Source organism: Streptomyces sp. NPDC051582 (assembly GCF_040681715.1).
GTDB lineage: Bacteria > Actinomycetota > Actinomycetes > Streptomycetales > Streptomycetaceae > Streptomyces.
This window is the reverse complement of record NZ_JBFAZJ010000002.1, coordinates 169184-194362: the sequence shown is the minus strand read 5'-3', so window position 1 is coordinate 194362 and position 25179 is coordinate 169184. Positions and strand designations below refer to the sequence as shown.

The 25179-nt window shown below is 70.8% G+C and carries 22 protein-coding genes; 14 read left to right on the top strand and 8 right to left on the bottom strand.

The window, feature by feature from the left end:
• Positions 1–49: 49 nt before the first annotated feature.
• Positions 50–1204 (bottom strand): low temperature requirement protein A, encoded by a 1155-nt coding sequence (locus AB0M92_RS03970; RefSeq protein ID WP_366100494.1) that lies wholly within the window; start codon positions 1202–1204, stop codon positions 50–52.
• A gap of 218 nt (positions 1205–1422) precedes the next feature.
• Here AB0M92_RS03970 and AB0M92_RS03965 point away from each other — a divergent pair, with 218 nt between their 5' ends.
• From AB0M92_RS03965 to AB0M92_RS03905, 13 genes are all read left to right on the top strand, one after another.
• Positions 1423–2847: an MFS transporter gene (locus tag AB0M92_RS03965; RefSeq protein ID WP_366100493.1), complete on the top strand. Its 1425-nt coding sequence runs from the start codon at positions 1423–1425 to the stop codon at positions 2845–2847.
• Positions 2848–2936: 89 nt separating this feature from the next.
• Positions 2937–3326, top strand: coding sequence for a GntR family transcriptional regulator (locus AB0M92_RS03960; RefSeq protein WP_366100492.1), 390 nt, complete (start codon positions 2937–2939; stop codon positions 3324–3326).
• Positions 3323–4210, top strand: coding sequence for an ABC transporter ATP-binding protein (locus AB0M92_RS03955; protein WP_366100491.1), 888 nt, complete (start codon positions 3323–3325; stop codon positions 4208–4210). The genes AB0M92_RS03960 and AB0M92_RS03955 overlap by 4 nt, the downstream gene beginning before the upstream one ends.
• Complete coding sequence (locus AB0M92_RS03950) at positions 4207–5142, top strand: ABC transporter permease subunit (protein ID WP_366100490.1); 936 nt, start codon at positions 4207–4209, stop codon at positions 5140–5142. Before AB0M92_RS03955 ends, AB0M92_RS03950 begins: the two co-directional genes overlap by 4 nt.
• A gap of 213 nt (positions 5143–5355) precedes the next feature.
• A complete protein-coding gene (pflB, locus tag AB0M92_RS03945) occupies positions 5356–7635 on the top strand; it encodes a formate C-acetyltransferase (protein ID WP_366100489.1) in 2280 nt (759 codons plus the stop codon).
• 110 nt (positions 7636–7745) lie between these two features.
• A complete protein-coding gene (pflA, locus tag AB0M92_RS03940; protein ID WP_366100488.1) occupies positions 7746–8531 on the top strand; it encodes a pyruvate formate-lyase-activating protein in 786 nt (261 codons plus the stop codon).
• Positions 8532–8632: 101 nt separating this feature from the next.
• Positions 8633–9766: an MFS transporter gene (locus AB0M92_RS03935; protein ID WP_366100487.1), complete on the top strand. Its 1134-nt coding sequence runs from the start codon at positions 8633–8635 to the stop codon at positions 9764–9766.
• Positions 9763–12081, top strand: coding sequence for a molybdopterin oxidoreductase family protein (locus AB0M92_RS03930; RefSeq protein WP_366100486.1), 2319 nt, complete (start codon positions 9763–9765; stop codon positions 12079–12081). Before AB0M92_RS03935 ends, AB0M92_RS03930 begins: the two co-directional genes overlap by 4 nt.
• 6 nt (positions 12082–12087) lie before the next feature.
• Positions 12088–12687, top strand: a complete 600-nt coding sequence (locus AB0M92_RS03925) for a 4Fe-4S dicluster domain-containing protein (protein ID WP_048474589.1) — start codon at positions 12088–12090, stop codon at positions 12685–12687.
• Entirely contained in the window at positions 12684–13337 is a 654-nt protein-coding gene (locus AB0M92_RS03920) for a Rieske (2Fe-2S) protein (RefSeq protein ID WP_366100485.1), read from the top strand. Before AB0M92_RS03925 ends, AB0M92_RS03920 begins: the two co-directional genes overlap by 4 nt.
• Positions 13334–13702, top strand: coding sequence for a hypothetical protein (locus tag AB0M92_RS03915; RefSeq protein WP_366100484.1), 369 nt, complete (start codon positions 13334–13336; stop codon positions 13700–13702). The genes AB0M92_RS03920 and AB0M92_RS03915 overlap by 4 nt, the downstream gene beginning before the upstream one ends.
• A gap of 2 nt (positions 13703–13704) precedes the next feature.
• Entirely contained in the window at positions 13705–15138 is a 1434-nt protein-coding gene (locus AB0M92_RS03910) for a NarK family nitrate/nitrite MFS transporter (RefSeq protein WP_366100483.1), read from the top strand.
• A 67-nt stretch (positions 15139–15205) separates the two neighbouring features.
• On the top strand, positions 15206–15427 hold the full coding sequence (locus AB0M92_RS03905) for a hypothetical protein (RefSeq protein WP_366100482.1): 222 nt from the start codon (positions 15206–15208) through the stop codon (positions 15425–15427).
• 4 nt (positions 15428–15431) lie between these two features.
• On the opposite strand, the gene mscL is transcribed toward AB0M92_RS03905, so the two are convergent.
• The 7 genes from mscL to AB0M92_RS03870 all read right to left on the bottom strand — a co-directional run bounded on the left by mscL (position 15432) and on the right by AB0M92_RS03870 (position 22084).
• Positions 15432–16022 carry a large conductance mechanosensitive channel protein MscL gene (gene mscL, locus AB0M92_RS03900; RefSeq protein ID WP_366100481.1) on the bottom strand — a complete coding sequence of 197 codons (591 nt, stop codon included), beginning with the start codon at positions 16020–16022 and terminating at the stop codon, positions 15432–15434.
• A 123-nt stretch (positions 16023–16145) separates the two neighbouring features.
• A complete protein-coding gene (locus AB0M92_RS03895; protein ID WP_366100480.1) occupies positions 16146–16700 on the bottom strand; it encodes a hypothetical protein in 555 nt (184 codons plus the stop codon).
• Between the two features lie 151 nt (positions 16701–16851).
• A complete protein-coding gene (gene pyrF / locus AB0M92_RS03890) occupies positions 16852–17541 on the bottom strand; it encodes an orotidine-5'-phosphate decarboxylase (protein ID WP_366100479.1) in 690 nt (229 codons plus the stop codon).
• Positions 17542–17549: 8 nt separating this feature from the next.
• Entirely contained in the window at positions 17550–18383 is an 834-nt protein-coding gene (locus AB0M92_RS03885) for an S-methyl-5'-thioadenosine phosphorylase (RefSeq protein ID WP_366100478.1), read from the bottom strand.
• An 84-nt stretch (positions 18384–18467) separates the two neighbouring features.
• Positions 18468–18773, bottom strand: a complete 306-nt coding sequence (locus AB0M92_RS03880; RefSeq protein ID WP_366100477.1) for an FmdB family zinc ribbon protein — start codon at positions 18771–18773, stop codon at positions 18468–18470.
• A gap of 67 nt (positions 18774–18840) precedes the next feature.
• Positions 18841–20175 carry an MFS transporter gene (locus AB0M92_RS03875; protein WP_366100476.1) on the bottom strand — a complete coding sequence of 445 codons (1335 nt, stop codon included), beginning with the start codon at positions 20173–20175 and terminating at the stop codon, positions 18841–18843.
• A gap of 406 nt (positions 20176–20581) precedes the next feature.
• Positions 20582–22084, bottom strand: coding sequence for a potassium/proton antiporter (locus AB0M92_RS03870; RefSeq protein WP_366100798.1), 1503 nt, complete (start codon positions 22082–22084; stop codon positions 20582–20584).
• Positions 22085–22328: 244 nt separating this feature from the next.
• Between AB0M92_RS03870 and AB0M92_RS03865 the strand changes: the two genes are divergently transcribed.
• Positions 22329–25178, top strand: a complete 2850-nt coding sequence (locus tag AB0M92_RS03865) for a penicillin acylase family protein (protein ID WP_366100475.1) — start codon at positions 22329–22331, stop codon at positions 25176–25178.
• The last annotated feature ends 1 nt before the right edge of the window (position 25179 follow it).

Genomic DNA, 25179 nt, shown 5'->3' with positions numbered 1-25179 from the left:
GTCGCCGGCGCGCTCGCCTCGGCCGCCGCGGCCGCTGCGCCCGCCGTCCTCACGCACCAGAACGCGCCCGGTCGGCCAAGGTCACGCCCACCGCGACGGAGGCCGAGGCGACCAGCCCGGCCCACAGCACCGCCTGGGGGCCGGTCCACGCGCAGGCGAGGATCGCCAGTGCCGTCAGCGGCAGCACCAGCTGCTGAGCGGTGCCCCGCTTGAAGTGGCGGGAGTGCAGGAGCCAGACGAAGGCGAGGAAGACCGCCGCCGGGACGCACACCGTGAGGTTGGCGGACAGCGCGGAGACGTGGGTCTTGCCGACCGCGTGCTCGATCGCCACTTCGAGGCCGGCCCCGATGGCCGCGGCCGAAGCGAAGATCACGTAGTGCCCGTACCCCCACGGGATGGCCTCGCGATTGCCCCGCAGCCGGTCGTGCGCGGGGACGGCGAAGTAGATCCACCAGGCCGCGAAGACCAGCAGCAGCCCGCCGGCGGCGATCGGCAGCAGCTCGCCCAGCGCCTCGTGCTCGTCGATCGCCGACTGGACCGCGACCGTGCTGGCGGCGATGGTCTCGCCGAGCACGATGATGGTGAACAGGCCGTACCGCTCGGCGATGTGGTGCGGATGCCACTGGGTCTGGTAGCTGCGCTCGGCGACGGCCGGGATCAGCAGCTCGACCACGACCAGGACCAGGAACAGCCACCTGCGCGAGTGCTCCGGGGCGGCGAGCAGCGCCACCCAGCCGGCCTGGCAGACCAGCAGGCCGACCGCGTACGTGAGCGCGGTGCGCCGGGCCGCCCCCTGCTCCCCGGCGGCGGCGCGCAGCCACTGCACGGTGAGCGCGAGCCGCATCACCACGTAGCCGAGGACGCAGATCGTCCAGTCGTTGTCGTTGAAGGCGCGCGGGATCCCGGCCGCGTAGATGAGCACGCCGGCGATCTGCACGAGGGTCGCGATCCGGTACGGCACGTCGTCGACGTCGTAGGCGGAGGCGAACCAGGTGAAGTTCATCCAGGCCCACCACACCCCGAAGAACACGAAGAGGTAGCCGGTGATGCCGGGGCCGACGTGGTCCTCGGCGAGCGCGTGGACCAGCTGCCGGCCGGCCTGCGCGACGGCGACGACGAAGCAGAGGTCGAAGAACAGCTCCAGCGGGGTCGAGGCCCGGTGGCTCTCGTGCCGGCTGCGGGAGGTCATCGGTACGTACGTCATACCGCACAGGACAGCAGCCGCACGACGGTCGGCAGGCGAGGCGCGCGGTCGGGGTCCCAGACCTGCGCACTGTGGGCGACGGGACCTTGTCCTCGTCGGCGGGGCGACGTTCTCCTCGTCGGCCGGGCGACGTTCTCCTCTGATGCCGGGGGGCGTGCGGGACGGAACCTGGATGGGTCAGGACCCTCAGGAGCCTTCTCAAACCCCCAGGACATGCCATGAGTTCCGCCACGCAGGATCTGCGCACGGAGACGGGCCGCCGCGCGCAGGCGCCCGATCCGGCGCAGTACCGCCCCGGCCGCACCATCACGGACTGGACGCCGCAGGATCCGTCCTTCTGGCGGACCACGGGCAAGCGGGTCGCCACCCGCAACCTGTGGATCGCGGTGCCGGCCCTGCTCGTCGCCTTCGTGGTCTGGCAGGTCTGGAGCATCACGGCGACGAACCTGAAGGACGTCGGCTTCGGCTTCAGCCAGTCGCAGCTGTTCTGGCTGACGGCCGTCCCGGGCATCACCGGCGGTACGGCGCGGATCCTCTACACCTTCCTCGGACCGATGATCGGCCAGCGCCGCTTCACGGCGATCTCGACGGTGGTGCTGATCGGCCCGCTGCTGTGGCTGGGCTTCGCCGTGCAGAACCCGGACACCCCGTACGGCACGATGATCGCGATCGCCGCGCTGTGCGGCATCGGGGGTGCGAACTTCTCCTCCTCGCTGGCCAACATCGGCTTCTTCTACCCCAAGCAGGAGAAGGGCAACGCGACCGGCATCAACGGCGGCCTGGGCAACCTCGGGGTCTCCGTGGTCCAGCTGCTCACCCCGATCCTGATCACCTCGTCCGTGCTGGCGATCGGAGCGGGCCAGGAGAAGGCGGACGGCTCGGAGATCTACCTCCAGAACGCGGCGTTCGTCTGGATCCCGGTCCTGGTCGTGCTCGCCGCGGTGGCCTGGTTCGGGCAGAACGACCTGTTGGTGGCCGCCACCCCCTTCAGCCGGCAGAAGGTCATCTTCAAGCGCAAGCACAACTGGCTGATGACCTGGCTCTACGTCGGCACGTTCGGCTCCTTCATCGGCTTCGCGGCGGCCCTGCCGCTGCTGATCAAGACGACTTTCCCGGCGTACTCGGTGGCCACGTACGCGTGGATGGGCCCGGCGCTGGGCGCGCTGGCGCGCTGGGCGGGCGGCTGGATCGCCGACAAGCTGGGCGGCGCCCGGGTGACGATCCTGTCCTTCGTGGGCATGGCCGGCTCGATCATGGGCGTGATCACCTTCCTGCCGGCGGGCTCGGACCGGGGCTCGTTCCCCGGCTTCTTCCTCTGCTTCCTGTCGGCGTTCTTCTTCTCGGGCATCGGCAACGGCTCGACGTTCCGCCAGATCCCGGTCATCTTCCGGGGCCAGCACCTGAAGGGCCTGACGGAGGGCACGCCGCAGTACGCGGCCGCGCTGAAGCAGGCGGAGATCGAGTCGGGCGCGGTCACCGGTTTCACGGCGGCGATCGCGGCGTACGGCTTCTTCTTCATCCCGGCGATGTTCGCCAACTTCTCGGTGACCAGCGCCATGTGGGGATTCGTGGGCTTCTACGCCAGCTGCGTGGCGGTGGCCTGGTGGTTCTACGCCCGCAAGGGCGCGGAGGCCCCGAGCTAGGCCGACTCCCGCCGCGGCGGGGCAGGTTGACAGGAAGCCGGCTCTGCACCACCCTTCCACTACTTGGCTAGTGAAAGGGTGGTTCCGGCGTGCTGGAGTACCGCATCGACCGGCGCAGCGGCATCGCCACGTACCTCCAGATCGTCCAGCAGACCAGGCAGGCGCTGCGCCTGGGCCTGCTGGAGCCCGGCGACAAACTGCCGACCGCGCGCGAGGTCGTGGAGGCCACCGCCATCAACCCGAACACCGTGCTCAAGGCGTACCGCGAGCTCGAACGCGAAGGACTCGTCGAGGCGAAGCGGGGCCTCGGCACCTTCATCCGGAGGTCCCTGGGCAGTGCCCCGGCCGACTCTCCGCTGGTCGAGGAACTCGCGGACTGGGCGCGGCGGGCCCGGGAGGCCGGGATGGAACGGGACGACGTGGCGGCGCTCTTCGCGTCCGTACTGGACCGACGATTCAAGGGGGACGGCGACTCATGACGGAAACCGTGATCGAGGCGGAGGGGCTCGGCCTGCGCCACGGACGCCGGGGAGGCTGGGCGCTGCGCGACTGCTCCTTCCGGCTGCGCGAAGGACGGGTGTGCGCGCTCGTCGGCCCCAACGGGGCCGGAAAGTCGACGCTCCTGACCCTCGCGGCCCGGCTCGCCCTCCCCACGGAGGGCACGCTGCGCACGGCGCCGGCCGAGGCGCTGGCCTACGTGGGCCAGGACAAGCCCCTCTATCCGCAGTTCACCATCGCCGAGACCTTGCGCATGGGCCGCGAGCTCAATGGCGGCCGCTGGGACGCCAAGGCGGCGGAGCGGATCGTGGAGGAAATGGAGCTCGACCCGGGCACCAGGATCCGCGCGCTCTCCGGCGGCCGGCGCACCCGCGTCGCCCTGGCGCTGGCCCTCGGCAAGCGCCCCGGCCTGCTCCTCCTGGACGAGCCGATGGCCGACCTCGACCCGCTGGCCCGGCACCGCCTGATGGGCGCACTGATGGCCGACGCCGCGGAGAACGGCACCACCGTGGTGATGTCCTCGCACATCCTCACCGAGCTGGAGGGCGTCTGCGACCACCTCCTCCTCGTCGACGGCGGCCGGATCCGCCTCAGCGGCCCCATGGACGAGGTCCAGGCCGCCCACCGGCTGCTGAGCGGCCCCGTCGCCGCCCGCGCCGAACTCGCCGCGCACACCGTCGTCGAGACCCGCACCACGGGCCGCCGGATCACCGCGCTCGTGCGGCCGCGGGGCCCCGTCGACGGCGGCACCTGGGAGACGGTGCACCCCTCGCTGGAGGAGCTCTTGCTCGCCCATCTGCGCTCGCCCGACGCCCCGTCGTTCGACGTCGAGGACTCCCTCGCCGGTACGGGGGTGCGGGCATGAGCGCGCTCACGCTGAAGGGCCCGTACTGGGTCACCGTCCGCCAGCACCGGCGCGTGCTGTGGGCGATACCGGCCGTGGTGGCCGCGAGCCTCGCCGCGGTGGTGGCCCTGCGCGCGGGGGCGCAGGCCCCGTACTCCGACCCGTCGGCCCTCTTGCCCCCGGACCGCGGGTACGACCTGCTGCGGCTCTGCCTGCAGTCGGCGGGTGGGGCGCTGCTGTTCCTGCCGTTGCTGGTGGGGGCCTTCGTGGCCGGCCCGATGACCGCTCGCGAGCTGGAGAGCGGTACCTGGCGGCTCGCCCTCTCCCAGTCCACGACGGCGAGGGCGTGGCTCGGCGCGAAGGTCCTGGTGGCGGCGGTGGTCTGCGGACTGGGCTCGGCCGCACTGGTCGGGATCTACCGCCTGGGCTGGGCCCGGGTGTACGGCACCTATCAGCTCCACTGGGCGGACCGGGGGCCCTACGAGGCGGGGGGCCCGGTGCTCGTCGCGTACTGCCTGCTCGGTGTGGCCGTCGGGGTCCTCGTGGGCCAGCTGGTGCGGCGCACCCTCGCCGCCATGGCCGTCACCGGCCTCCTGGTCGGTCTGGTGCTGGTGGCCCTCGGCGCCCTGCGGTGGTCGTTCCTCCCGGTGCAGACGGTGATCACGCCCTTCCCCCGCGGGAGCGTGGCCGCAGGGCAGCCGGGGTCGGCCCTGCTGATGGACGCGGGACTCGTCACCGCCACCGGTGAGCGCCTGCCGCAGTACGCCTGCTTCGAGCGGACCGGGCACATGGGCGACTGCCCCGCCGACATGCACGTCATCGGCCGGTACGCCGAATTCCACCCGGTCTCGCACTACTGGCCGACGCAGCTCGTCGAAATCTCCCTCGTGCTGGCCCTGGCCGCCGGGCTCCTCTTTGCCGCCTTCCGGCTCGTGCGCACCCGGCGAGTCTGAGGGGGCTGGGGGCACCCCTTGTGAAGATCTTCACAAGGGGTGCCATGGACTTTCGTCCTGGGGGAAAGCCCAGGTCGGAGATGGTGTCGACGTCGATTTTCGGTGAGACGCGGGACCTTCGGGCATCGGATCGGGACCAACGCGGCGCCGAATGATCGATCAAAAGGCGTGCAATGGAGTCAAGCGACGATGCGACGGAAGAAGGTGCCGGCCATGACCGCCACTCCTGCGGAGACCACGAAGAACGGCGAGGCCTGCGAGGCCTGGGAGGGCTTCAAGGGAGGTCTGTGGCGCGACGCCATCGACGTCCGCGACTTCATCCAGCAGAACTACACGCCGTACGAAGGCGGCGAGGAGTTCCTGGCCGGGCCCACTCCCCGCACGACCGCCGTGTGGAAGGTCATCACGGACAAGTTCCCGCAGGAGCGCGAGAAGGGCGTCCTCGACGTCGCGTACGACGTCCCGTCGACCATCACCGCGCACGCCCCCGGCTACATCGACCGCGACAAGGACCTGATCGTCGGTCTCCAGACGGACGCCCCGCTCAAGCGCGCGATCATGCCCTACGGCGGCTGGCGCATGGTCGCCGGCGCTCTGGAGACGTACGGCTACCCGGTCTCCGAGGAGCTGGAGAAGGTCTTCACGGAGTACCGCAAGACGCACAACGCCGGTGTCTTCGACGCCTACACCCCCGAGATCCGCGCCGCCCGCAAGGCCGGCGTCGTCACCGGCCTGCCGGACGCGTACGGCCGGGGCCGCATCATCGGCGACTACCGCCGCGTGGCCCTGTACGGCGTCGACCGCCTCATCGCGGTCAAGAAGGAGGAGAAGGAGGAGCTGAACTCCCTCTCCGCGACTCCCCGTCCGCTGGAGGAGACGATCCGCCTGCGCGAGGAGCTCTCCGAGCAGATCCGCGCGCTCGCCGAGCTCAAGGCGATGGCCGCCTCCTACGGTCACGACATCTGCGGACCCGCGCGCACCGGCCGCGAAGCCGTCCAGTGGCTGTACTTCGCGTACCTGGCCGCCGTGAAGGAGCAGAACGGCGCGGCCATGTCGCTCGGCCGGACCTCCACCTTCCTCGACGTCTACCTCCAGCGTGACATCGAGGCCGGCCTCCTGACGGAGGAGCAGGCTCAGGAGCTCGTCGACGACTTCATCATCAAGCTCCGGATCGTGCGCTTCCTGCGCACGCCCGAGTACGACGAGCTGTTCTCCGGCGACCCGACCTGGGTCACCGAGTCCATCGCCGGCATGGGCGAGGACGGCCGCCCCCTGGTCACCCGCACCTCCTTCCGCTACCTCCAGACCCTCTACAACCTGGGCCCGGCCCCCGAGCCGAACATGACCGTCTTCTGGTCGCCGCGGCTGCCGCAGGGGTTCAAGGAGTTCTGCGCCCGCGTCTCGATCGACACCTCCTCGGTGCAGTACGAGTCCGACGAGCTGATGCGCCCGCGCTTCGGCGACGACACCGCGATCGCCTGCTGCGTGTCCGCGATGCCGGTCGGCAAGCAGATGCAGTACTTCGGCGCCCGCGTGAACCTCGCCAAGACCCTGCTGTACGCGATCAACGGCGGCCGGGACGAGAGGTCCGGCGCCCAGGTCGGCCCGGCGAGCGGCGCCGTCACCTCGGACGTCCTCGACTACGACGAGGTCATGGCCAAGTTCGACGAGCAGATGGAGTGGCTCGCCGACACCTACGTCCACGCGCTGAACGTCATCCACTACATGCACGACAAGTACGCGTACGAGCGCATCGAGATGGCGCTCCACGACCGCGACGTGCGCCGCACGATGGCCTGCGGCATCGCCGGCCTGTCCGTCGCCGCCGACTCGCTGGCCGCCATCAAGTACGCGAAGGTCAGGGTGCACCGCGACGAGACCGGCCTGGCCACCGACTACACGGTCGAGGGCGAGTACCCGGCGTACGGGAACAACGACGACCGGGTCGACGGCATCGCGGTCCGGCTGGTCGAGGAGTTCATGCGCAAGGTGCGCCGCCACCCGACGTACCGGGGCGCCGAGCACACCCAGTCGGTGCTGACGATCACCTCGAACGTCGTCTACGGCAAGAAGACCGGCAACACCCCGGACGGCCGTCGCGCCGGCGAGCCGTTCTCCCCGGGCGCCAACCCGATGAACGGCCGCGACACCCACGGCTACGTCGCCTCGGCCCTGTCGGTCGCGAAGCTGCCGTACGAGGACGCCGAGGACGGCATCTCGCTGACCAGCACCGTCACCCCCGGCGGCCTGGGGCGCACCCCCGGGGAGCGGATCAAGAACCTGGCGGGCGTCCTCGACGGCTACGTGGCCGGCGACGGCTTCCACATGAACGTCAACGTGCTGAGCCGCGACGTGCTGCGGGACGCCATGGAACACCCGGAGAACCACCCGCAGCTGACCATCCGGGTCAGCGGCTACGCGGTGAACTTCGTCCGCCTCACCCGGGACCAGCAGCTCGACGTGCTGAACCGCACCTTCCACGGCGCGCTGTAACCCCGCGAACGTGCGGTCCGGGGCCGGCCCTCACCCGGCTCCGGACCGCACGCCAAGGATCTCCCACCGCGATCGAGAAACGACGGACCACAGCTCAAGGGGTGCCTGCCATGACCGTCCTGCTTCCCCTCCCCACGACCCTGGCCGCCGCCGCGACCCACCGGCCCAGCGAGGGTTCGGTCCACTCCTGGGACCTGTCCACCGGCGTCGACGGGCCCGGGACCCGCTTCGTCACCTTCCTCGCCGGATGCCCGCTGACCTGCCTGTACTGCCACAACCCCGACACCTGGCGGATGCGGTCCGGCAAGCGCACCTCCGCGGACGAGGTCATCGCCGAGGCCCGCAAGTACACGCGGTTCATCGCGGCCTCGGGCGGGGGCGCCACCGTCTCCGGCGGCGAGCCGCTGCTCCAGCCGGTCTTCGCGGGCGAACTGCTGCACCGGATGAAGCACGAGCTCGGTCTGCACACCGCCCTGGACACCTCCGGCTTCCTCGGCGCCCGGGCCACCGACGCGCTGCTGCGCGATGTGGACCTCGTCCTCCTGGACATCAAGTCCTGGGACCGGGAGACGTACCGGAAGGTGACCGGGCGGCCGCTTCGGCCGACGCTGGACTTCGCCCGCCGCCTCGCCGACCTCGGCAAGGAGGTGCACCTGCGCTTCGTGCTGGTGCCGGGGCTGACCGACGCCCGGGAGAACGTCGAGGGCGTCGCCGCCTTCGCCGCCCGCCTCGGCAACGTGGCGCGGGTCGACGTGCTGCCCTTCCACAAGCTGGGGGTGGGGAAGTGGGAGGCGCTCGGCAAGGAGTTCACGCTGCACGGGACCCCGTCGCCCACGGCGGAGCAGATCGCGATGGCCAGGGCGGCCTTCGAGGCCCGCGGGCTGACCGCCGTCTGAGGCGCGGGGGCCGTTCGGCTTTGTCGGACACTCACTCGTACGGCCCACCCCCAACTACGTTATAACGGGCCTAATCGGTACAGACCACCTAGCGTGGTGCTGTGTCCGAGCCCTCAGAAGCCCTCGCCGCGGAGCCGCCACCGCCCCCGCCCCCGTCCGTGCCCCCGCGCCCGGCCGCGCCGCCGCTGACGGGGACCCTCCCGCCGGCCGGACCGTCCGTCACCGCGCGGGCGACGCTCGCCGGCACGGTCGTCTCGCTGCTGCTGATCGCCGCGATCGTGCTGGGCAGCCGGCTCCTGCGCGACTTCGACTCCGCGCTGCTGCCGTACGCCGTCGCCACCGTCTTCCTCGCCTTCGGCGTGGCCTACCGGTACACGGTCTGGGTCTCCGCGCCCGGCGCCCGGCGCCTGTTCAAGAAGGGCTTCGGCAGCTTCTTCTCCGCCGCGAACTTCCGCAAGGCCCCCACCGCCGTGCCGCGGATGATCGCCACCTACCTCGGCTTCCAGAAGTTCCTGGGCGCCCGCTCGCGCTCGCGCTGGGCCGCACACCAGATGATCTTCTGGGGCTGCCTGCTGGCGGCGGCCATCACCTTCCCGCTCACCTGGGGCTGGTTCACCTTCACCTCCTCCACCGGCTCGGGACCCGGATACGAGATGCGGATCTGGGGCTTCAAGATCCTCGGCTTCAACGCGCTGAACGTCGTCGGCTGGCTCATGTTCCACGGCCTGGACATCGCCGCCGTGCTGGTCATCCCCGGTGCCTCGTACTTCCTGTGGCGGCGGATGAAGGACCGCGGGGCCATCACGGGCCAGCGCTTCGCCTACGACCTGCTGCCGCTGATCTGCCTGATCGTGATCTCGGTGACCGGGCTGCTGCTGACCTTCTCGTCGATCTTCCTGCACGGCGGCGGCTACGAGTTCCTGGCGCTGCTGCACATGGTGTCGGTGGTGTTCACCCTCATCTACATCCCGTTCGGGAAGTCCTTCCACATCGTGCAGCGGCCCGCCGCCGTCGGCATGCAGCTGTTCAAGTACACGGCCCGCCAGGACGAGCAGGTCTTCGCCTGCAAGCGCTGCGCAGAGCCCGTCGACACCGCCCCGTACGTCGAGAACCTGCGCGGCACGATGCGGGACCTGAAGCTCGACTTCAACGCCTTCGTCGAGTACTGCCCGCGCTGCAAGCGGGTCCTGCGCGGCAACGCCTACCTCGCGCACGTCAAGAAGGGCTTCAAGTGACCGCGACGGACCCCGCCAAGCAGGCCGCACTGCCCCTCGACCCGTCGATCGCCCCGCCCGGCACGCGCAACTTCCGCGACGCGGGCGGCATCCCTGCCGACCAGTGGCACGCCGACCAGAACGGCGAGACCCTCGTCCCCACCCACTGCTGCTTCTGCGGCGTGCAGTGCGGGATGTACCTGCGCGTGGACCGCGGCGGCAAGGTGTTCGGCGTGGAGCCCCGCAACCACGACATCAACCGGATGCGGCTGTGCCCCAAGGGCATCAACGCCTACCAGCAGGTCAACCACCCCGACCGGCTGACGAGCCCGCTGATGCGCCGATCCCGCGACGAGGAGTTCCGGGAGTGCTCGTGGGACGAGGCCCTGGACTTCACCGTCTCCGAGATCCGCCGCATCCAGGGCGCGTACGGGAACGACGCGTTCGGCCTGCTCGGCGGCGCCAGCCTGTTCTCCGAGAAGACCTACCTGGTCGGCAAGTTCGCCCGGGTCGCGCTGAAGACCAAGCACGTCGACTACAACGGCCGCCTGTGCATGGTCAGCGCCGCGGGCGCCAACAAGCTCGCCTTCGGCATCGACCGGGCCGGCAACCCCTTCTCCGACATCCTCCTCACGAACTGCCTGCTCATCGCCGGGTCGAACGTGGGGGAGTGCTTCCCCGTGATGACCCAGTACCTGTGGGGGGCGCGGGACCGGGGCGCCACGCTGATCGTGGTCGACCCGCGCGAGACGGCCATCGCGCGCACCGCGGACATCCACGTCGCGCTGAGGCCCGGCACCGACTCCGCCTTCTTCAACGCCGTCCTGCACGTGATCGTCGCCGAGGGCCTGGCCGACGAGGCCTACCTCGCCGCCCACGCCACCGGCTGGGACGAGGTCGAGGCGACCGTCGCGCAGTACCCGCCCGCCCGCTCCGCCGAGATCTGCGGGGTGCCCGCGGAGCAGATCGTCCAGGTCGCGCGCGTCTTCGCCGGTGCGGGCCGGGCCATGGCCTGGCACGCCCGCGGCATCGAGCACCACTCCCAGGGCGTCGAGAACTGCCTCTCCGTCATCAACCTGTGCGCCGCCACCGGCAACATCGGCAAGCCCGGCGCCGGCTACGGGACCATCACCGGCCAGGGCAACGGCCAGGGCGGACGCGAGCACGGCCAGAAGTCCGACCTCCTTCCCGGCGGCCGCTCCATCACCAACCCGGAGCACCGGGCGCAGATCTGCCGGATCTGGGGCATCGAGGAATCCGAACTCCCCGGCGCCGGCACCTCCATGATGGAGATGGTCTGGCAGATGCAGCGGCGGGAGATCCGCGGCCTCATCGGCATCTGCAACAACCCCTTCGTCTCCCTTCCCAACTACGCGGTGGTCAAGGACGGCTACGACACCGCCGAGTTCCACGCACAGTTCGACTTCTTCCTCTCCGAGACCGCGGCCAACGCCCACGTCGTCTTCCCCGTCACCACCTGGGCCGAGGACGAGGGAGTGATGGCCAACGCCGAGGCCCGCGTGGTCAAGCACAACAAGGCCCAGGAGCCCCCGGCCGGGGTGCGCACCGACACCTGGGTCATCTGCGAGCTCGCCCGAAGGCTGGGCGCCGGAGCGCACTTCGAGTTCCCCGGCTCCCGCGAGGTGTTCGAGGAGCTGCGGATCGCCTCCGCCGGCACGGTCAACGACTACTACGGCATCACCTACGACCGGCTGGAGGAGACGGGCGGGATCGCCTGGCCCTGCCCGTCCACCGAGCACCCGGGCACGCCCCGGCTGTTCGAGGACGGCCGGACGTACCACCCCGACGGAAAGATCCACCTCCAGGTCGTGGAATGGCATCCGCCCATGGACGCCTACACCGAAGAGTTCCCCCTTTCCCTGACCACCGGCCGCACCGTCGCGCACTTCCTCTCCGGCAACCAGACCCGCCGCCTGGGCGCCCTCGTCGAGCAGACCCCCCGCCCCTGGGTGGAGGTGCACCCCTCGCACGGCTTCCGCAACGGCGACCCGGTCCGGGTGGTCACCCGCCGCGGCAGCGAGGTCTTCCCGGCCCTGGTCACCGAGGCCATCCGCCCCGACACCGTCTTCATCCCGTACCACTGGCCCGTTCCGACGTCCGCGAACGCCCTGACCATCGACGCCCTCGACCCCCGCTCGAAGATCCCCGAGTACAAGGTCTGCGCCGCCCGGATCGAGGCCGCCGAGCGGGTCGACGAGGTGCCCGCGCCGCCCACGGCCCCGGGCCACGAGGCCTACCCGGAGGCCCAGGCCTCCCGCACCGACCGCCTGCCCCCCACGTCCCCGCAGGGCCGTGGCACGGCGGAGAGGAGCTGACCCGCCATGATGGGCCGCACGATCTTCATCGACCCGGGGCGCTGCATCGGCTGCCAGGCCTGTGTCTCCGCCTGCCGCGAATGCGACTCCCACCGCGGCAAATCGATGATCCACCTGGACTACACCGACCCCGGCATGTCCGTCGCCTCCCTTCCGACCGTCTGCATGCACTGCGAGGACCCGGTCGCCCCCTGCGCCGAGGTCTGCCCCGCCGACGCGATCCTGGTGACCGCCGACGGTGTGGTCCAGCAGGCCGACACCACCCGCTGCATCGGATGCGCCAACTGCGTCAACGCCTGCCCCTTCGGCGTCCCGAAGATCGACCTCCAGGCCAAGCTGCAGATGAAGTGCAACCTCTGCTACGACCGCACCGCCTACGGCCTGGCCCCGATGTGCGCCACCGTCTGCCCGACCGGGGCCCTCTTCTACGGAACCCTCGAAGAGCTCCAGGCCGAACGCCCCGGCGTCCAGGTCGCCGACTCCTTCGCCTTCGGCGACGTGATGGTCAGCACCGGCGTCGCGATGGTCGTCCCCGCCGACAAGGTCCAGTGGCCCGTCCCCGGCGGCCTGCCCGTCGTCGAGATCAACGGAGTGGATGTCCGATGAGCCTCACCGAACCGCCCTCGCCCGCCACGGGACCGGAACTCGCGGGAGAGGACGCCGCGGAGCGGCTGCGCGACCGGATCAGTGCCGACTCCCTCACCACCCGCCGCGACTACCTGCGGATCGTGGCCACCGTCTCGGGCGGCCTCGCCATCGGCGGTGTGGGCGTCGCCTCCGGCATCCTGCACCGGCACGGCGACAGCGCGAGCCCGCCCCAGACCAAGAAGGTCGCCGACCGGCTGGCGCCGGGAGAGTCCGTCGCCTTCCGCTTCCCGGGGGACGAGGACCGGGCCCTGGCCGTACGGCTGCCGGACGGCGCCCTCGTCGGCTACTCCGCCGTCTGCACCCACCTGGCCTGCGCCGTGCTGTGGCGCGAGGACCGGGGATCCGACGGGGAGTTGTACTGCCCCTGCCACGAGGGCGTCTTCGACGCCCGTACCGGCGAGGTGACCGCCGGCCCGCCGCCGCGCCCGCTCCCCAGGATCTTCCTGACCGAGGAGACCGACGGCAGCGTCTGGGCCGTCGCCACCGCCCGGTCGGGAGAGTCGGCGAGGGAAGCCCTGTGCCGGCAGTTCGGCGAGGCCCGGCCCGACATGGCCCGCAGGCTCGGCTGCCCCGGTGCGGACCGCGCCACCGAGAGCAGGCGCACATGAGCGACGGCGCCCTGCCTCCGCGCCCGGACTACCAGCCGGGCAGTGCCCAGCCCCGGCTGAACCGGCCGGTGCGGGAGCGGTATCCGCAGATCCGCCCCACCAGCGGCTACGGAGACCCGCGGATCCGGCACACGGGCCCCGGTCCGGGCGCCGGATCCGAACAGGAGCCGGAGCGCTCCTCGAAGCTCAACGCCCGTCTGACCCTGGCCCTCACGGTCGTGATCGGCCAGCTCTGGGCGCTGACGGTGACCGTCAACGAGTGGATGGAGGGCAACACCGGCACGGCCTGGTGGGGCGCGGGATTCCTGATCCTGTCCTTCCTCGTCGTGCTGGGACTGTGGCTCCTCGACCCGAAGGACCGATGACCATGTCCATACCCACCCCCACCCCCACCCCGTCCCCGGTGCGCTCGCACCGCCGCGAGACCTACAAGCCGGGCGCCACCATCGGCGACTGGCGGCCCGAGGACGAGGGGTTCTGGCAGTCCACCGGCCGCACCGTCGCCCAGCGCAACCTCTGGGTCTCGATCCCGGCGCTGATGCTCGGCTTCGTGGTCTGGCAGGTCTGGTCGGTCACCGTGGTCAAGCTGAACGACGTCGGCTTCGGCTTCTCCAAGTCGCAGCTGTTCTGGCTGACGGCCATCCCCGGCATCACCGGCGGCACCTTCCGGATCCTGTACACCTTCATCGGGCCGATCTTCGGCGAGCGGAAGTTCACCGCGTTCAGCACGATCATCCTGACCGGGCCGATGCTGTGGCTGGGCTTCGCCCTTCAGGACACCGGCACCCCGTACTGGGAGCTGGCGCTGATCGCGGCCGTCTGCGGGATCGGCGGAGCGAACTTCGCCTCCTCGATGGCGAACATCGGCTTCTTCTTCCCCAAGCGGGAGAAGGGCAGCGCCAACGGCCTCAACGGGGGTCTCGGCAACCTCGGCGTGAGCGTGGTCCAGCTGGTCGCTCCGCTGGTGGTCACGGCCGCGGTACTGGGCGCGCCGGCGGGCGGTCCGCAGCACGACGCGAAGAAGAACACCGACATCTGGCTCCAGAACGGCGCGTTCCTCTGGGTGCCGCTGCTGGTGATCATGGCGCTGCTCGCCTGGTTCCTGATGAACGACCTGCGGGTGGCCGCGGCCCCCTTCAGCCAACAGAAGATCATCTTCAAGCGCAAGCACAACTGGCTGATGACCTGGCTCTACGTCGGCACCTTCGGGTCCTTCATCGGCTTCGCGGCCGGCCTGCCCCTGCTGATCAAGAACAACTTCGAGGCGCAGGGCTACCAGGCGACCACCTATGCCTGGATCGGCCCGTTCATCGGCGCGCTCATGCGCTGGGCCGGCGGCTGGCTCTCCGACAAGATCGGCGGCGCCAGGGTCACGATCCTGTCGTTCGTCGGCATGGCGGCGGCTCTGGTCGTGGTGATCTTCGCGCTGCCCTCGGGCGGCGACCAGGGCAGCTTCTGGGCGTTCTTCATCGGTTTCCTCTTCGCCTTCGCCTTCTCCGGGCTGGGCAACGGATCGACCTTCCGGCAGATCCCGGTGATCTTCCGGGACCAGCACATGCGTGAAGCCGAGGGCAGGGGCCCCGAGGCGCAGGCCGCGGCGCTGAAGCAGTCGGAGATGGAGGCGGGCGCCGTCACCGGCTTCTCCTCCGCCATCGCCGCCTACGGGTTCTTCTTCATCCCGGCGATGTTCGCCGCCATGGCCGTCACGAACGCGCTGTGGCTCTTCATCGGCTTCTACGCCACCTGCCTGGCGGTGTGCTGGTGGTTCTACGCCCGCCCGGGCGCCGAGGCCCCGAGCTGACCCCGGGCCGGGGGCAGGGCGGTGGAGGGGGCGGGGTCCGGGGCGGGGGCGGCCGTACTCTGGAGGCATGAGCAGCGCCCCCGCTTCCGACCCGCAGTCCCCGCAGCCCGAGCCCCGGCCCGAGGCTGCGCCCGCGCCGCGGCCCAAGCCCCGGCTCGTCTTCGACGACCCGCTGGACCAGCAGTCCTCGGACGACACCGACCGCGGGTGGGGCGAGCGGCCGGCCTCCGCCGGGAGCGCGGCCGACCTGGCCCGCTTCCTCGACGAGAAGCCGCCGCACCACGTCTGACCCGCTAGTAGCCCTGACCGGGGTGACCGTACTGGCCGCCCTGGCCGCCGTACCCACCCTGGCCGCCTTGGCCGCCCTGGCCGCCCTGGCCGCCGTACCCGCCCGGGCCACCTTGGCCGCCCTGGCCGTTCTGGCCGTTCTGGCCGCGCTGGGCGATGAGCTCGTCCCGGATCTCCTTGAGGACCACCAGCTCGGTGATCTCGATGGTCTCCTGGACGCCTTCCTTGGCCTTGCGGCGCTGCTCCATCTTGGCCAGGTACTTCGACATCGGCAGCACCATCAGGAAGTAGACGACCGCTGCGGTGATCAGGAAGGTCAGCGCGGCGTTCAGCACCGAACCCCAGAGGATGTTCACGCCGGTGGGCTCCCCCTTCGCGTCGATGCCGCAAGGGTCCTTCAGGCAAGACGTGTAGCCGTCCAGGCTCTTCGTCCCCACGGCGCCGACCAGCGGGCTGATGATCCCCTTCACGACCGAGTTCACGATGTTCGTGAACGCGGCGCCGATGACGACCGCCACCGCCAGGTCGACCACGTTGCCGCGCATCAGGAAGGCTTTGAAGCCTGCCAGGACGCCTTCCTTCTTCTTCTCGCTCACCACTGAGCCTCTCTTCGAATCCGCCGAACATGGAGCCAACGGTTCCGAAAGCTACGGCAGTCCGGGCCCGGCGTGTCCAATCGGTGCCCGTCTTGTGGTGACTTGACTGCACGCAAGTCCGATTCAGCACAGTGTCACCGCCAGCCGTGCCACGGCGCCCGCCCCCACGAGAGCCCGCGCGGTGTCCCGGGGCACCGACAGGACGACCAGCGCCCCGGCATCCCCGACATCCTTCTCCGGAGCGGGTACTTCGGCCACGCGCGCACCGGCGGCCACCACCCTCGGCGAGCCCGCGCGCTCCGCCGCGACCACGTCCACCCGGTCCCCGGGCCGCAACAGCCGCACCGTCGCCGCGTCCGCGATGCGCACCGGCGCCGACACCCACCGCACCGCGGCCGGCGGGGGTTTCACCCCGGGGGGCGGAGTCGCGCCCCGCGAAGCCTGGGCCGCCTCCGTCCCGCCCACCACCGCCAGCGCGGCCGCCAGTACGGCCAGGCCGGCCGAAGCCGCGCGCCGCCGACGCCGTACGGCCCGGCGCAGCCGGTCCCCGCCCCGCCCGACGCGAAGCGGAGGAAAGGAGGGCACGGGCCGCGCGGGGGGACACGCGGAAGAGGCGGGGGGACACGCGGAAGAGGGGAAAGAGGGGGAAGAAGAGGAGAAGGGCGAGGACTTGGACATGACGGCCACCACCGGCGATCGAGTTCCGACGCCCGGACCCAGCGCCCGGACACCCCTCACGATCCGCCGCCCCGCCAACTCCCGCTCGCCCCTGGGGACAATCCCCAGCCTATGGACAACGCCATCACCCACACGAGTGGCCGCCCGGCGGTCAGCCGCCCTCCCGGACCCGCCGCAGCGCCGCCACCGGGTCGGCGGCCCGTGTCACCGCCCGGCCCACCACGACGTGCGATGCCCCGGCGGCGAAGGCCGCCCGCGCCGTCCCGGCACGGGCGGCGTGCTCGCCCGGCTCCCCGCCCGCCAGGGTGATCCCCGGCGTCACGATCAACGGGCGCGGCCCCAGCGCGGCCCGCAGCGCACCGGCCTCCCGCGGTGAGGCGACGAGACCGTCGCACCCCGCGTCCACCGCCAGCCGGGCCAGCCGCAGCACCTGCTCCTCGGTCGACGTGCCGATGCCGATGTCGGCGAGGTCGCTCCCGGTCATGCTCGTGACCACCGTCAGCGCGATCACCCGCAGCCCGGGGAACTCCCGCGCCGCCGCCACCGCCGCGGACATGATGCCCGTACCGCCCATCGCGTGCACGGTCACCATCGAGGCGCCCAGCGCGCCCGCGGCGCGCACCGCGCCCGCCACGGAATTCGGGATCTCGAAGAGCTTCAGGTCCAGGAACACCTCGTGCCCGCGCCCGATGAGTTCCTCGACGAGGCCGGGCCCGGCGGCGGTGAGCAGCTCCAGCCCGATCTTGTAGTGGCCGCAGGCATTCCCGAGGCGGTCGGCGAGCGCCTCGGCCTCCCGCCGCCCCGCGAAGTCGAGGGCGACGATCGTATTGCTCCCGCTCACGTGGACCGCTACGGCAGTTCGATGCCGAGGTCCCAGCCGTCGTGGGCGTGGGTGCACAGGCAGGCGCGGGAGTCCGTCGGGGGCAGGGCGGAGACCGCGTCGAAGAGGACCTCCCGCAGGCGGCCGACGTTCTCGCCGAACACCTTCAGGACCTCCGTGTGGGACACGCCCTCACCCGTCTCCGCGCCCGCGTCCAGGTCCGTGACCAGCGCCATCGACGTGTAGCAGAGGCCCAGCTCGCGGGCGAGGACCGCCTCCGGGTGGCCCGTCATGCCGACGACCGACCAGCCCATCGCGGCGTGCCACTTCGACTCGGCGCGCGTCGAGAAGCGGGGGCCCTCGATGACGACCATCGTGCCGCCGTCCACCGGCTCCCATGCGCGCCCGCGCGCCGCCGCCAGCGCCACCGAGCGGCCCACCGGGCAGTACGGGTCGGCGAAGGTGGTGTGCACGACGTTCGGGACCGTGCCCCCGGGCAGCGGCTCGCCGTCGAAGAACGTCTGGGCGCGGGACTTCGTACGGTCGACCAGCTGGTCGGGAACGAGCAGCGTGCCCGGGCCGTACTCGGTGCGCAGGCCGCCGACCGCGCACGGGCCGAGCACCTGGCGGACGCCCACCGAGCGCAGCGCCCACAGGTTGGCCCGGTAGTTGATCTTGTGGGGCGGGAGCTTGTGGCTGCGACCGTGGCGGGGCAGGAAGGCGACCTGGCGCCCGGCCAGCTCACCGAGGAAGAGGGAGTCGCTCGGAGGCCCGTACGGGGTGTCCACCCGGACCTCGGAGACGTCGTCCAGGAAGGAGTAGAAGCCCGAGCCGCCGATGACACCGATCTCTGCGTTAGCCATGCCGCCACCCTAACCGGGCATGCGCAAGGCCCCGCCGCCCGGGAAGGGCTGCGGGGCCTTACGAAGAACGGACGAGATCAGGGATCAGGCGGCGGACGTCGAGCTGCTGCTCGTGCTCGACGAGGAAGACGACGACGAGGACGTCGACGAAGCGGCCGGGGCGGCGGCAGGCGTCGACGGCTTCGAGGAGGCAGGCGTGCTGCTCGACGAGGCGCCGCGGCTGTCGTTCCGGTAGAAACCGGATCCCTTGAAGACGATGCCGACCGCGGAGAACACCTTCTTGAGGCGTCCCTGGCAGTTCGGGCACTCGGTCAGTGCGTCATCGGTGAACTTCTGCACGGCCTCAAGGCCCTCACCGCACTCGGTGCACTGGTACTGGTAGGTCGGCACGAATTTCCTCCTGGCACTCTGACTCAATGAGTGCTAACGACGTTCCATGGTGACGTATTCCGGCCGATCAGTCCACCGTCACCGGCACGCGGTGACCGACACCACGCTCGTTCACCCGCGCGGCAGGGACCTCCGGAGCACCGGTGGCAGGCGTTCCCGCCGACGAGTTGATGATCCGGCTCGGCGCCTTCGGGGCCAGGCTCGACCGCAGCGCGAGCAGGGTCGCCAGCGCCAGCACGGTGCCCGCCATGGGCACCAGGAAGCCGTACGAGGACCCGTGTGCGTCCGTCAGGCGGCCGGCCAGGGTCACGGCGGTGGCCTGACCGAAGGCGACGGCGCCGGTGAGCCAGGTGAAGGCCTCGGTGCGGGCGTTCGCCGGGATCAGGGACTCGATCATCGTGTAGCCGGTGATCAGGGCCGGGGCGATGCACAGGCCGACGACCAGGCCGAGCGCGCCCAGCAGGATCATGGAGTGCGCGGTCCACAGGACCGAGGCGGCCACGGTGAGGCCGGCGTAGCCGAGCAGCAGCCGGCGGCGCGGGCCGATCTTCCAGGCGATGGCGCCGCAGGCGATGCCCGCGGTCATGTTGCCGGCCGCGAAGACGCCGTACAGCAGGCCGTTGGCGCCCGGGTTGCCGATCTCGTTGGAGAAGGCGGCGAGCGAGACCTGCATGCCGCCGAAGACGGCGCCGATGCCGAGGAAGGCCACGATCAGGACGCGCAGGCCCGGGAAGGACAGCGCGGAGGCGTGCTCCTCGCTCCCGGCGGCCACGGTGTGCAGCTTCGGCTGGGTGGCGCGCTGCGCGGCGAAGACCAGACCGCCGGCCAGCGTCAGCGCGGCCTCGGTGATCAGTCCGGCGGCCGGGTGGACGCCGGTGCACAGGGCGGTGGCCAGCACCGGGCCGACGACGAAGGTGAACTCGTCGGTGACGGATTCGAACGCGGCGGCCGTCGGCAGCAGCGGGGAGCCTTCCAGCCTGGCGGCCCAGCGGGCCCGGACCATCGGCCCGACCTGCGGGACGGAGGCGCCGGCGGGGACGGCCGCCAGGGCCAGCGCCCACACGGGGGCGCCCAGCAGTGCGAGCGCCACGAGGGTGGAGACGGCGGCGGAGTGCATGAGGACGACGGGGACCAGGACGGCGCTCTGGCCGCGGCGGTCGGTGAGCTTGCCCATCACCGGGGCGGACAGCGCCATCGAGACGCCGGTGACGGCGGCGACGATGCCGGCGCTGCCGTAGGAGCCGCTGGTGTGCTGGACGAGGAGCAGGATGCTGATGGTCAGCATGCCGAAGGGGAGCCGGGCGGCGAATCCCGGGAGAACGAAGCCGATGGCGCCGGGCGTGCGCAGGAGCTGCCCGTAACCGGGGCGGGCGGACTTGTCGGTCGTGACCGCGGATGTCACGGCCTGGCCTTTCCGCTGCCTGGTAGAGCGTCCCCGTCTGCGGACGGTGGGCCGCCTTGTGAGCGACCGCACCCGTACATGTGGGAGCCCCGAGAGCTGTCCTCTTGCGCAGAACCGAGTGATACCTGGGCGCCCACTGCGGGAGGGAGCCACGGCCGCTTTGCGGTCGCGCCAGCTCTGCGTCAGGCAGAGTTGGTTCGATGTGGTGTGCCTTTATCGTACAGGCAGACCAGGTATGTGTCCTGTGATTCCGGCGACATGCGGTGTCTTCACCTGCGATTAACTGGAAGTTCGCATTCCGGAGCCCGTAAAAGTGGGGTGAAACCGCCCGCAAACCCCGAAAACATAGAATTAGAACGACACTCTAACGCTCTGTTGAAGTCAGGTCCGGGGCCCGCGGCCCCGCTCAGCCCCCGTTCGAGCCCGTCCCCAGCCATCCGGCCAGCTTGCCGCCCCGCGCCACCGCCCGCAGCCGGGCCTCCGCCGCGTCCCGCACCGGATCCGTGGCCACCACCAGCAGCTCGTCCCCGCGCCGCAGCACGGTCGACGGCAGCGGTACGAAGCTCTTCGCGTCCCGGACCACCAGCGTCACCGACGCCCCCGGCGGCAGCCGCAGCTCGCTCACCTCGACGCCGTGCATCCGCGAGGCCGCGGGGATGGCGAAGGACAGCAGGTGTCCGCGCAGCTTCTCCAGCGGCGCCGACTCGATCCCCAGGTCGGCGGCCCCCTCGTCACCGGCGCCGAGCTCCAGCTTGCGGGCGAGCCAGGGCAGGGTCGGCCCCTGGACCAGGGTGTAGACGACGACCAGCACGAAGACGATGTTGAAGACGCGGTCGCTCCCCTCGATCCCGGTCACCATCGGGATGGTCGCCAAGATGATGGGAACGGCGCCGCGCAGCCCCGCCCACGACATCAGGGCCTGCTCCTGCCAAGGGATCCGGAAGGGCAGCAGGCTGAGGAAGACCTCCAGCGGGCGCGCCACCATCGTCAGCACCAGGCCGATGACCACGGCGGGCCAGAAGTCGTTCACCAGCTCGTGCGGGGTGACCAGGAGCCCGAGCAGGACGAACATGCCGATCTGGGCGATCCAGCCGAGCCCGTCCGCGAACCCCCGGGTCGCCGGCCAGTGCGGCAGCTTCGCGTTCCCGAGCACCATCGCGGCCAGGTAGACGGCGAGGAAGCCGGAGCCGTGCGCCATCGCGCCGGCCGCGTACGCCGACACCGCGATCGCCATGACGGCGATCGGGTAGAGGCCGGAGGCGGGCAGTGCCACGTGCCGCAGGCCGTACGCCCCCAGGAAGCCCACCGACAGGCCGATCGCGACGCCGATCAGCAGCTCCAGGGCGATCTTGCCGACCAGGACGTACCACTGGTCCACCGGGCCCACCGTCGCGAAGGCGACGACCAGGATGACGACGGGGGCGTCGTTGAAGCCCGACTCCGCCTCCAGCACGCCCGTGATCCGCGAGGGCAGCGGGACCTTGCGCAGTACGGAGAAGACGGCCGCGGCGTCGGTCGAGGAGACGACCGCGCCGATCAGCAGGGACTGCCGCCAGTCGAGCCCGACCAGGTAGTGCGCGCCCGCGGCCGTGACGCCGACGCTGATGGCGACGCCGACGAGCGACAGCACGATCGCGGCCGGCAGCGCCGGCCTGATCTGTTTCCACTTGGTGCCCAGACCACCCTCGGCGAGGATCACGACGAGCGCGGCGTAGCCGATGACCTGTGTCAGCTCGGCATTGTCGAAAACGACGTTGCCTATGCCGTCCTGGCCTATCGCTATGCCTATGCCGAGGTAGATGAGCAGGCTGGGGAGGCCGCTGCGTGAAGAGATGCGTACCGCCGCGACGGCGACGAGCAGCACGAGCGAGCAGACCAGCAGGAGCTCATTGAGCGTGTGGACGGTCAGCGGGCGGCCCTTTCCTCAAGTCGCCCGGCGGAACGTTCCTCCAGGCGACAAGTCCGGCAAGATCGGCAGGTACTTCGTTACCTTACCTAATATTTGACGCGCCCTTTACGCGATACCCACATTGTGAAACGCCTGTTCGGCCCTGTCCTCGTCACCTCGACCCCTGGCGGATCAACGGACCCGGTGCTGCGCCTATGGTTGCTCCCAGCACTCCCAGGACCACCCTGCCCCTCTAAGGACAGCGATGCCCGCCAACGAAACCGCTCCTCCCGTCAAGAAGAGGGGACGACGCGCCCGTCTGATCGTGCTCGTGCTGGTCCTGGCGCTCCTGTCGGGCTTCGGGTACGGGACGTACTGGAGCATGGACAACGTCCGCGCCTCGTTCCCCCAGGCCACCGGCACCCTCAAGGTTCCCGGCCTGACCGGGACCGTCGAGGTCAAGCGGGACTCCCACGGCATTCCCCAGCTCTACGCCGACAACGACGACGACCTCTTCCGCGCACAGGGCTTCGTCCACGCCCAGGACCGCTTCTGGGAGATGGACGTCCGGCGCCACATGACCTCCGGCCGGCTCTCCGAGATGTTCGGCGCCGACCAGGTCGAGACCGACGCCTTCCTGCGCACGCTCGGCTGGCGCCAGGTCGCGCAGGCCGAGTACGACAAGAAGCTGTCGCCCGAGACGAAGAAGTACCTCCAGGCCTACGCCGACGGGGTCAACGCGTACCTGAAGGGGAAGTCCGGCAAGGACCTCTCCGTCGAGCACGCCGCCCTCAAGCTCAGCGACGACTACCGGCCCGAGCAGTGGACGCCGGTGGACTCGGTGGCCTGGCTCAAGGCGATGGCCTGGGACCTGCGCGGCAACATGCAGGACGAGATCGACCGCGCGCTGATGTCCAACAAGCTCACGCAGGCGCAGATCGACGAGCTCTACCCGCCGTACCCCTTCGACCGGAACAAGCCGATCGTCGACGCCGGCAAGATCGAGGGCGGCAAGTACGCGCCCCAGGGCACGGCCGCGGGCTCCACCGCCGCCGGCAAGAACTCCGGCGGCACCGGCACCACCGGCTCGCAGGCCTCGACCGGCGCGCAGGGTCCGGCCGCCCCGGCGAACCCCACCGGCCTCGCGGACGACACCACCGCCCAGGGCGCCACCGTGGGCCTGCGCAACTCGCTGACCTCCCTCGCCGCGACCCTGGACAAGGTCCCGGCGATCCTCGGCCCCAACGGCAGCGGCATCGGCTCGAACTCCTGGGTCGTCTCCGGCCAGTACACGACCACCGGCAAGCCGCTGCTCGCGAACGACCCGCACCTGTCCCCGCAGCTGCCCTCGGTCTGGTACCAGATGGGCCTGCACTGCCGCACGGTCTCCAACCAGTGCAAGTACGACGTCGCGGGCTACACCTTCTCGGGCATGCCCGGCGTGGTCATCGGCCACAACGCCGACATCGCCTGGGGCATGACCAACCTCGGCGCCGACGTCACCGACCTCTACCTGGAGCAGGTCAAGCCCGAGGGCTACGTCTACGACAACAAGGTGGTCCCCTTCACGACCCGTGAAGAGGTCATCAAGATCGCGGGCGGCAAGAGCAAGAAGATCACCGTCCGCACCACCAACAACGGCCCGCTGATCTCCGACCGCAGCGACGAGCTGGGCACGGTCGGCAGCCGCGCCCCCGTCTCCAGCTCGGCCCCCGACCGCGGCAACGGCTACGCCGTCGCCCTGCGCTGGACCGCCCTGGACCCCGGCAAGTCGATGGACGCGGTCTTCGCCCTCGACCGGGCCAAGGACTTCGCGGGCTTCCGCGCGGCCGCCCGCGACTTCGAGGTGCCCTCGCAGAACCTGATCTACGCCGACAACAAGGGCCCCGCCGGCAACATCGGCTACCAGGCCCCGGGCCGCATCCCGATCCGCGGCGCAGGCGACGGCCGCATGCCGGCCCCGGGCTGGGACTCCAAGTACGCCTGGAAGGGCGCCAGGGACGGCAACGCGGGCTACATCCCGCAGGACGAGATGCCGTACGACTACAACCCGGCGCGCGGCTACATCGTCACCGCGAACCAGGCGGTCGTCGAGAGCGGGACCGGCGCGGGCAAGTACCCGTACGTCCTGACCACCGACTGGGGCTACGGCGCCCGCAGCCAGCGGATCAACGACCTCATCGAGGCGAAGATCAAGGACAACGGCAAGATCTCCACCGACGACATGCGCACCATGCAGATGGACAACGGCAGCGAGATCGCCGCGCTGCTGACCCCGATGCTGGCCAAGATCGAGGTCTCGGACCCGGACGTGCGCTCGGCGCAGAAGCTGCTGGAGGGCTGGAACTACACCCAGGAGCCCGACTCGGCGGCGGCCGCGTACTTCAACGCGGTCTGGCGCAACATCCTCAAGCTGTCCTTCGGCGACAAGATGCCGAAGGAGCTGAGGATCGAGGGCAGCTGCATGAACGTCCAGGAGGAGAGCAGCGGTCCGGTCGACGACCTGGCCAAGACGGTCCGCGAGTGCGGTGCGCGCGACGCCGACTCGGCGCAGCCGGACGGCGGCGACCGCTGGTTCGAGGTGGTCCGCCGCCTGGTCAAGGACGAGAAGTCGGCCTGGTGGCAGACGCCGGCCGCCCGCAACCAGCCCGCGACCGCCACCCGCGACCAGCTGTTCGCGCGGGCCATGAAGGACGCCCGCTGGGAGCTGACCGCCAAGCTGGGCAAGGACCAGTCCACGTGGAGCTGGGGCCGCCTGCACCAGCTGACGCTGAAGAACCAGACCATCGGCACCGGGGGCCCCGGCTTCATGCAGTGGCTCCTCAACCGCGGCCCGTGGAACCTGGGCGGCGGCGAGGCCACGGTGAACGCGACCGGCTGGAACGCCTCCAGCGGGTACGGGGTCACGTGGGTGCCGTCGATGCGCATGGTCGTGAACCTCAACGACCTGGACAAGTCGCGCTGGATCAACCTGACCGGTGCCTCGGGCCACGCGTACCACGACAACTACACGGACCAGACGACGATGTGGGCCAAGGGCGAGCTGCTGGACTGGCCCTTCGGCAAGGAGGCCGTGGACAAGGCGACCACGGAGACCCTCACGCTCAAGCCGTGAC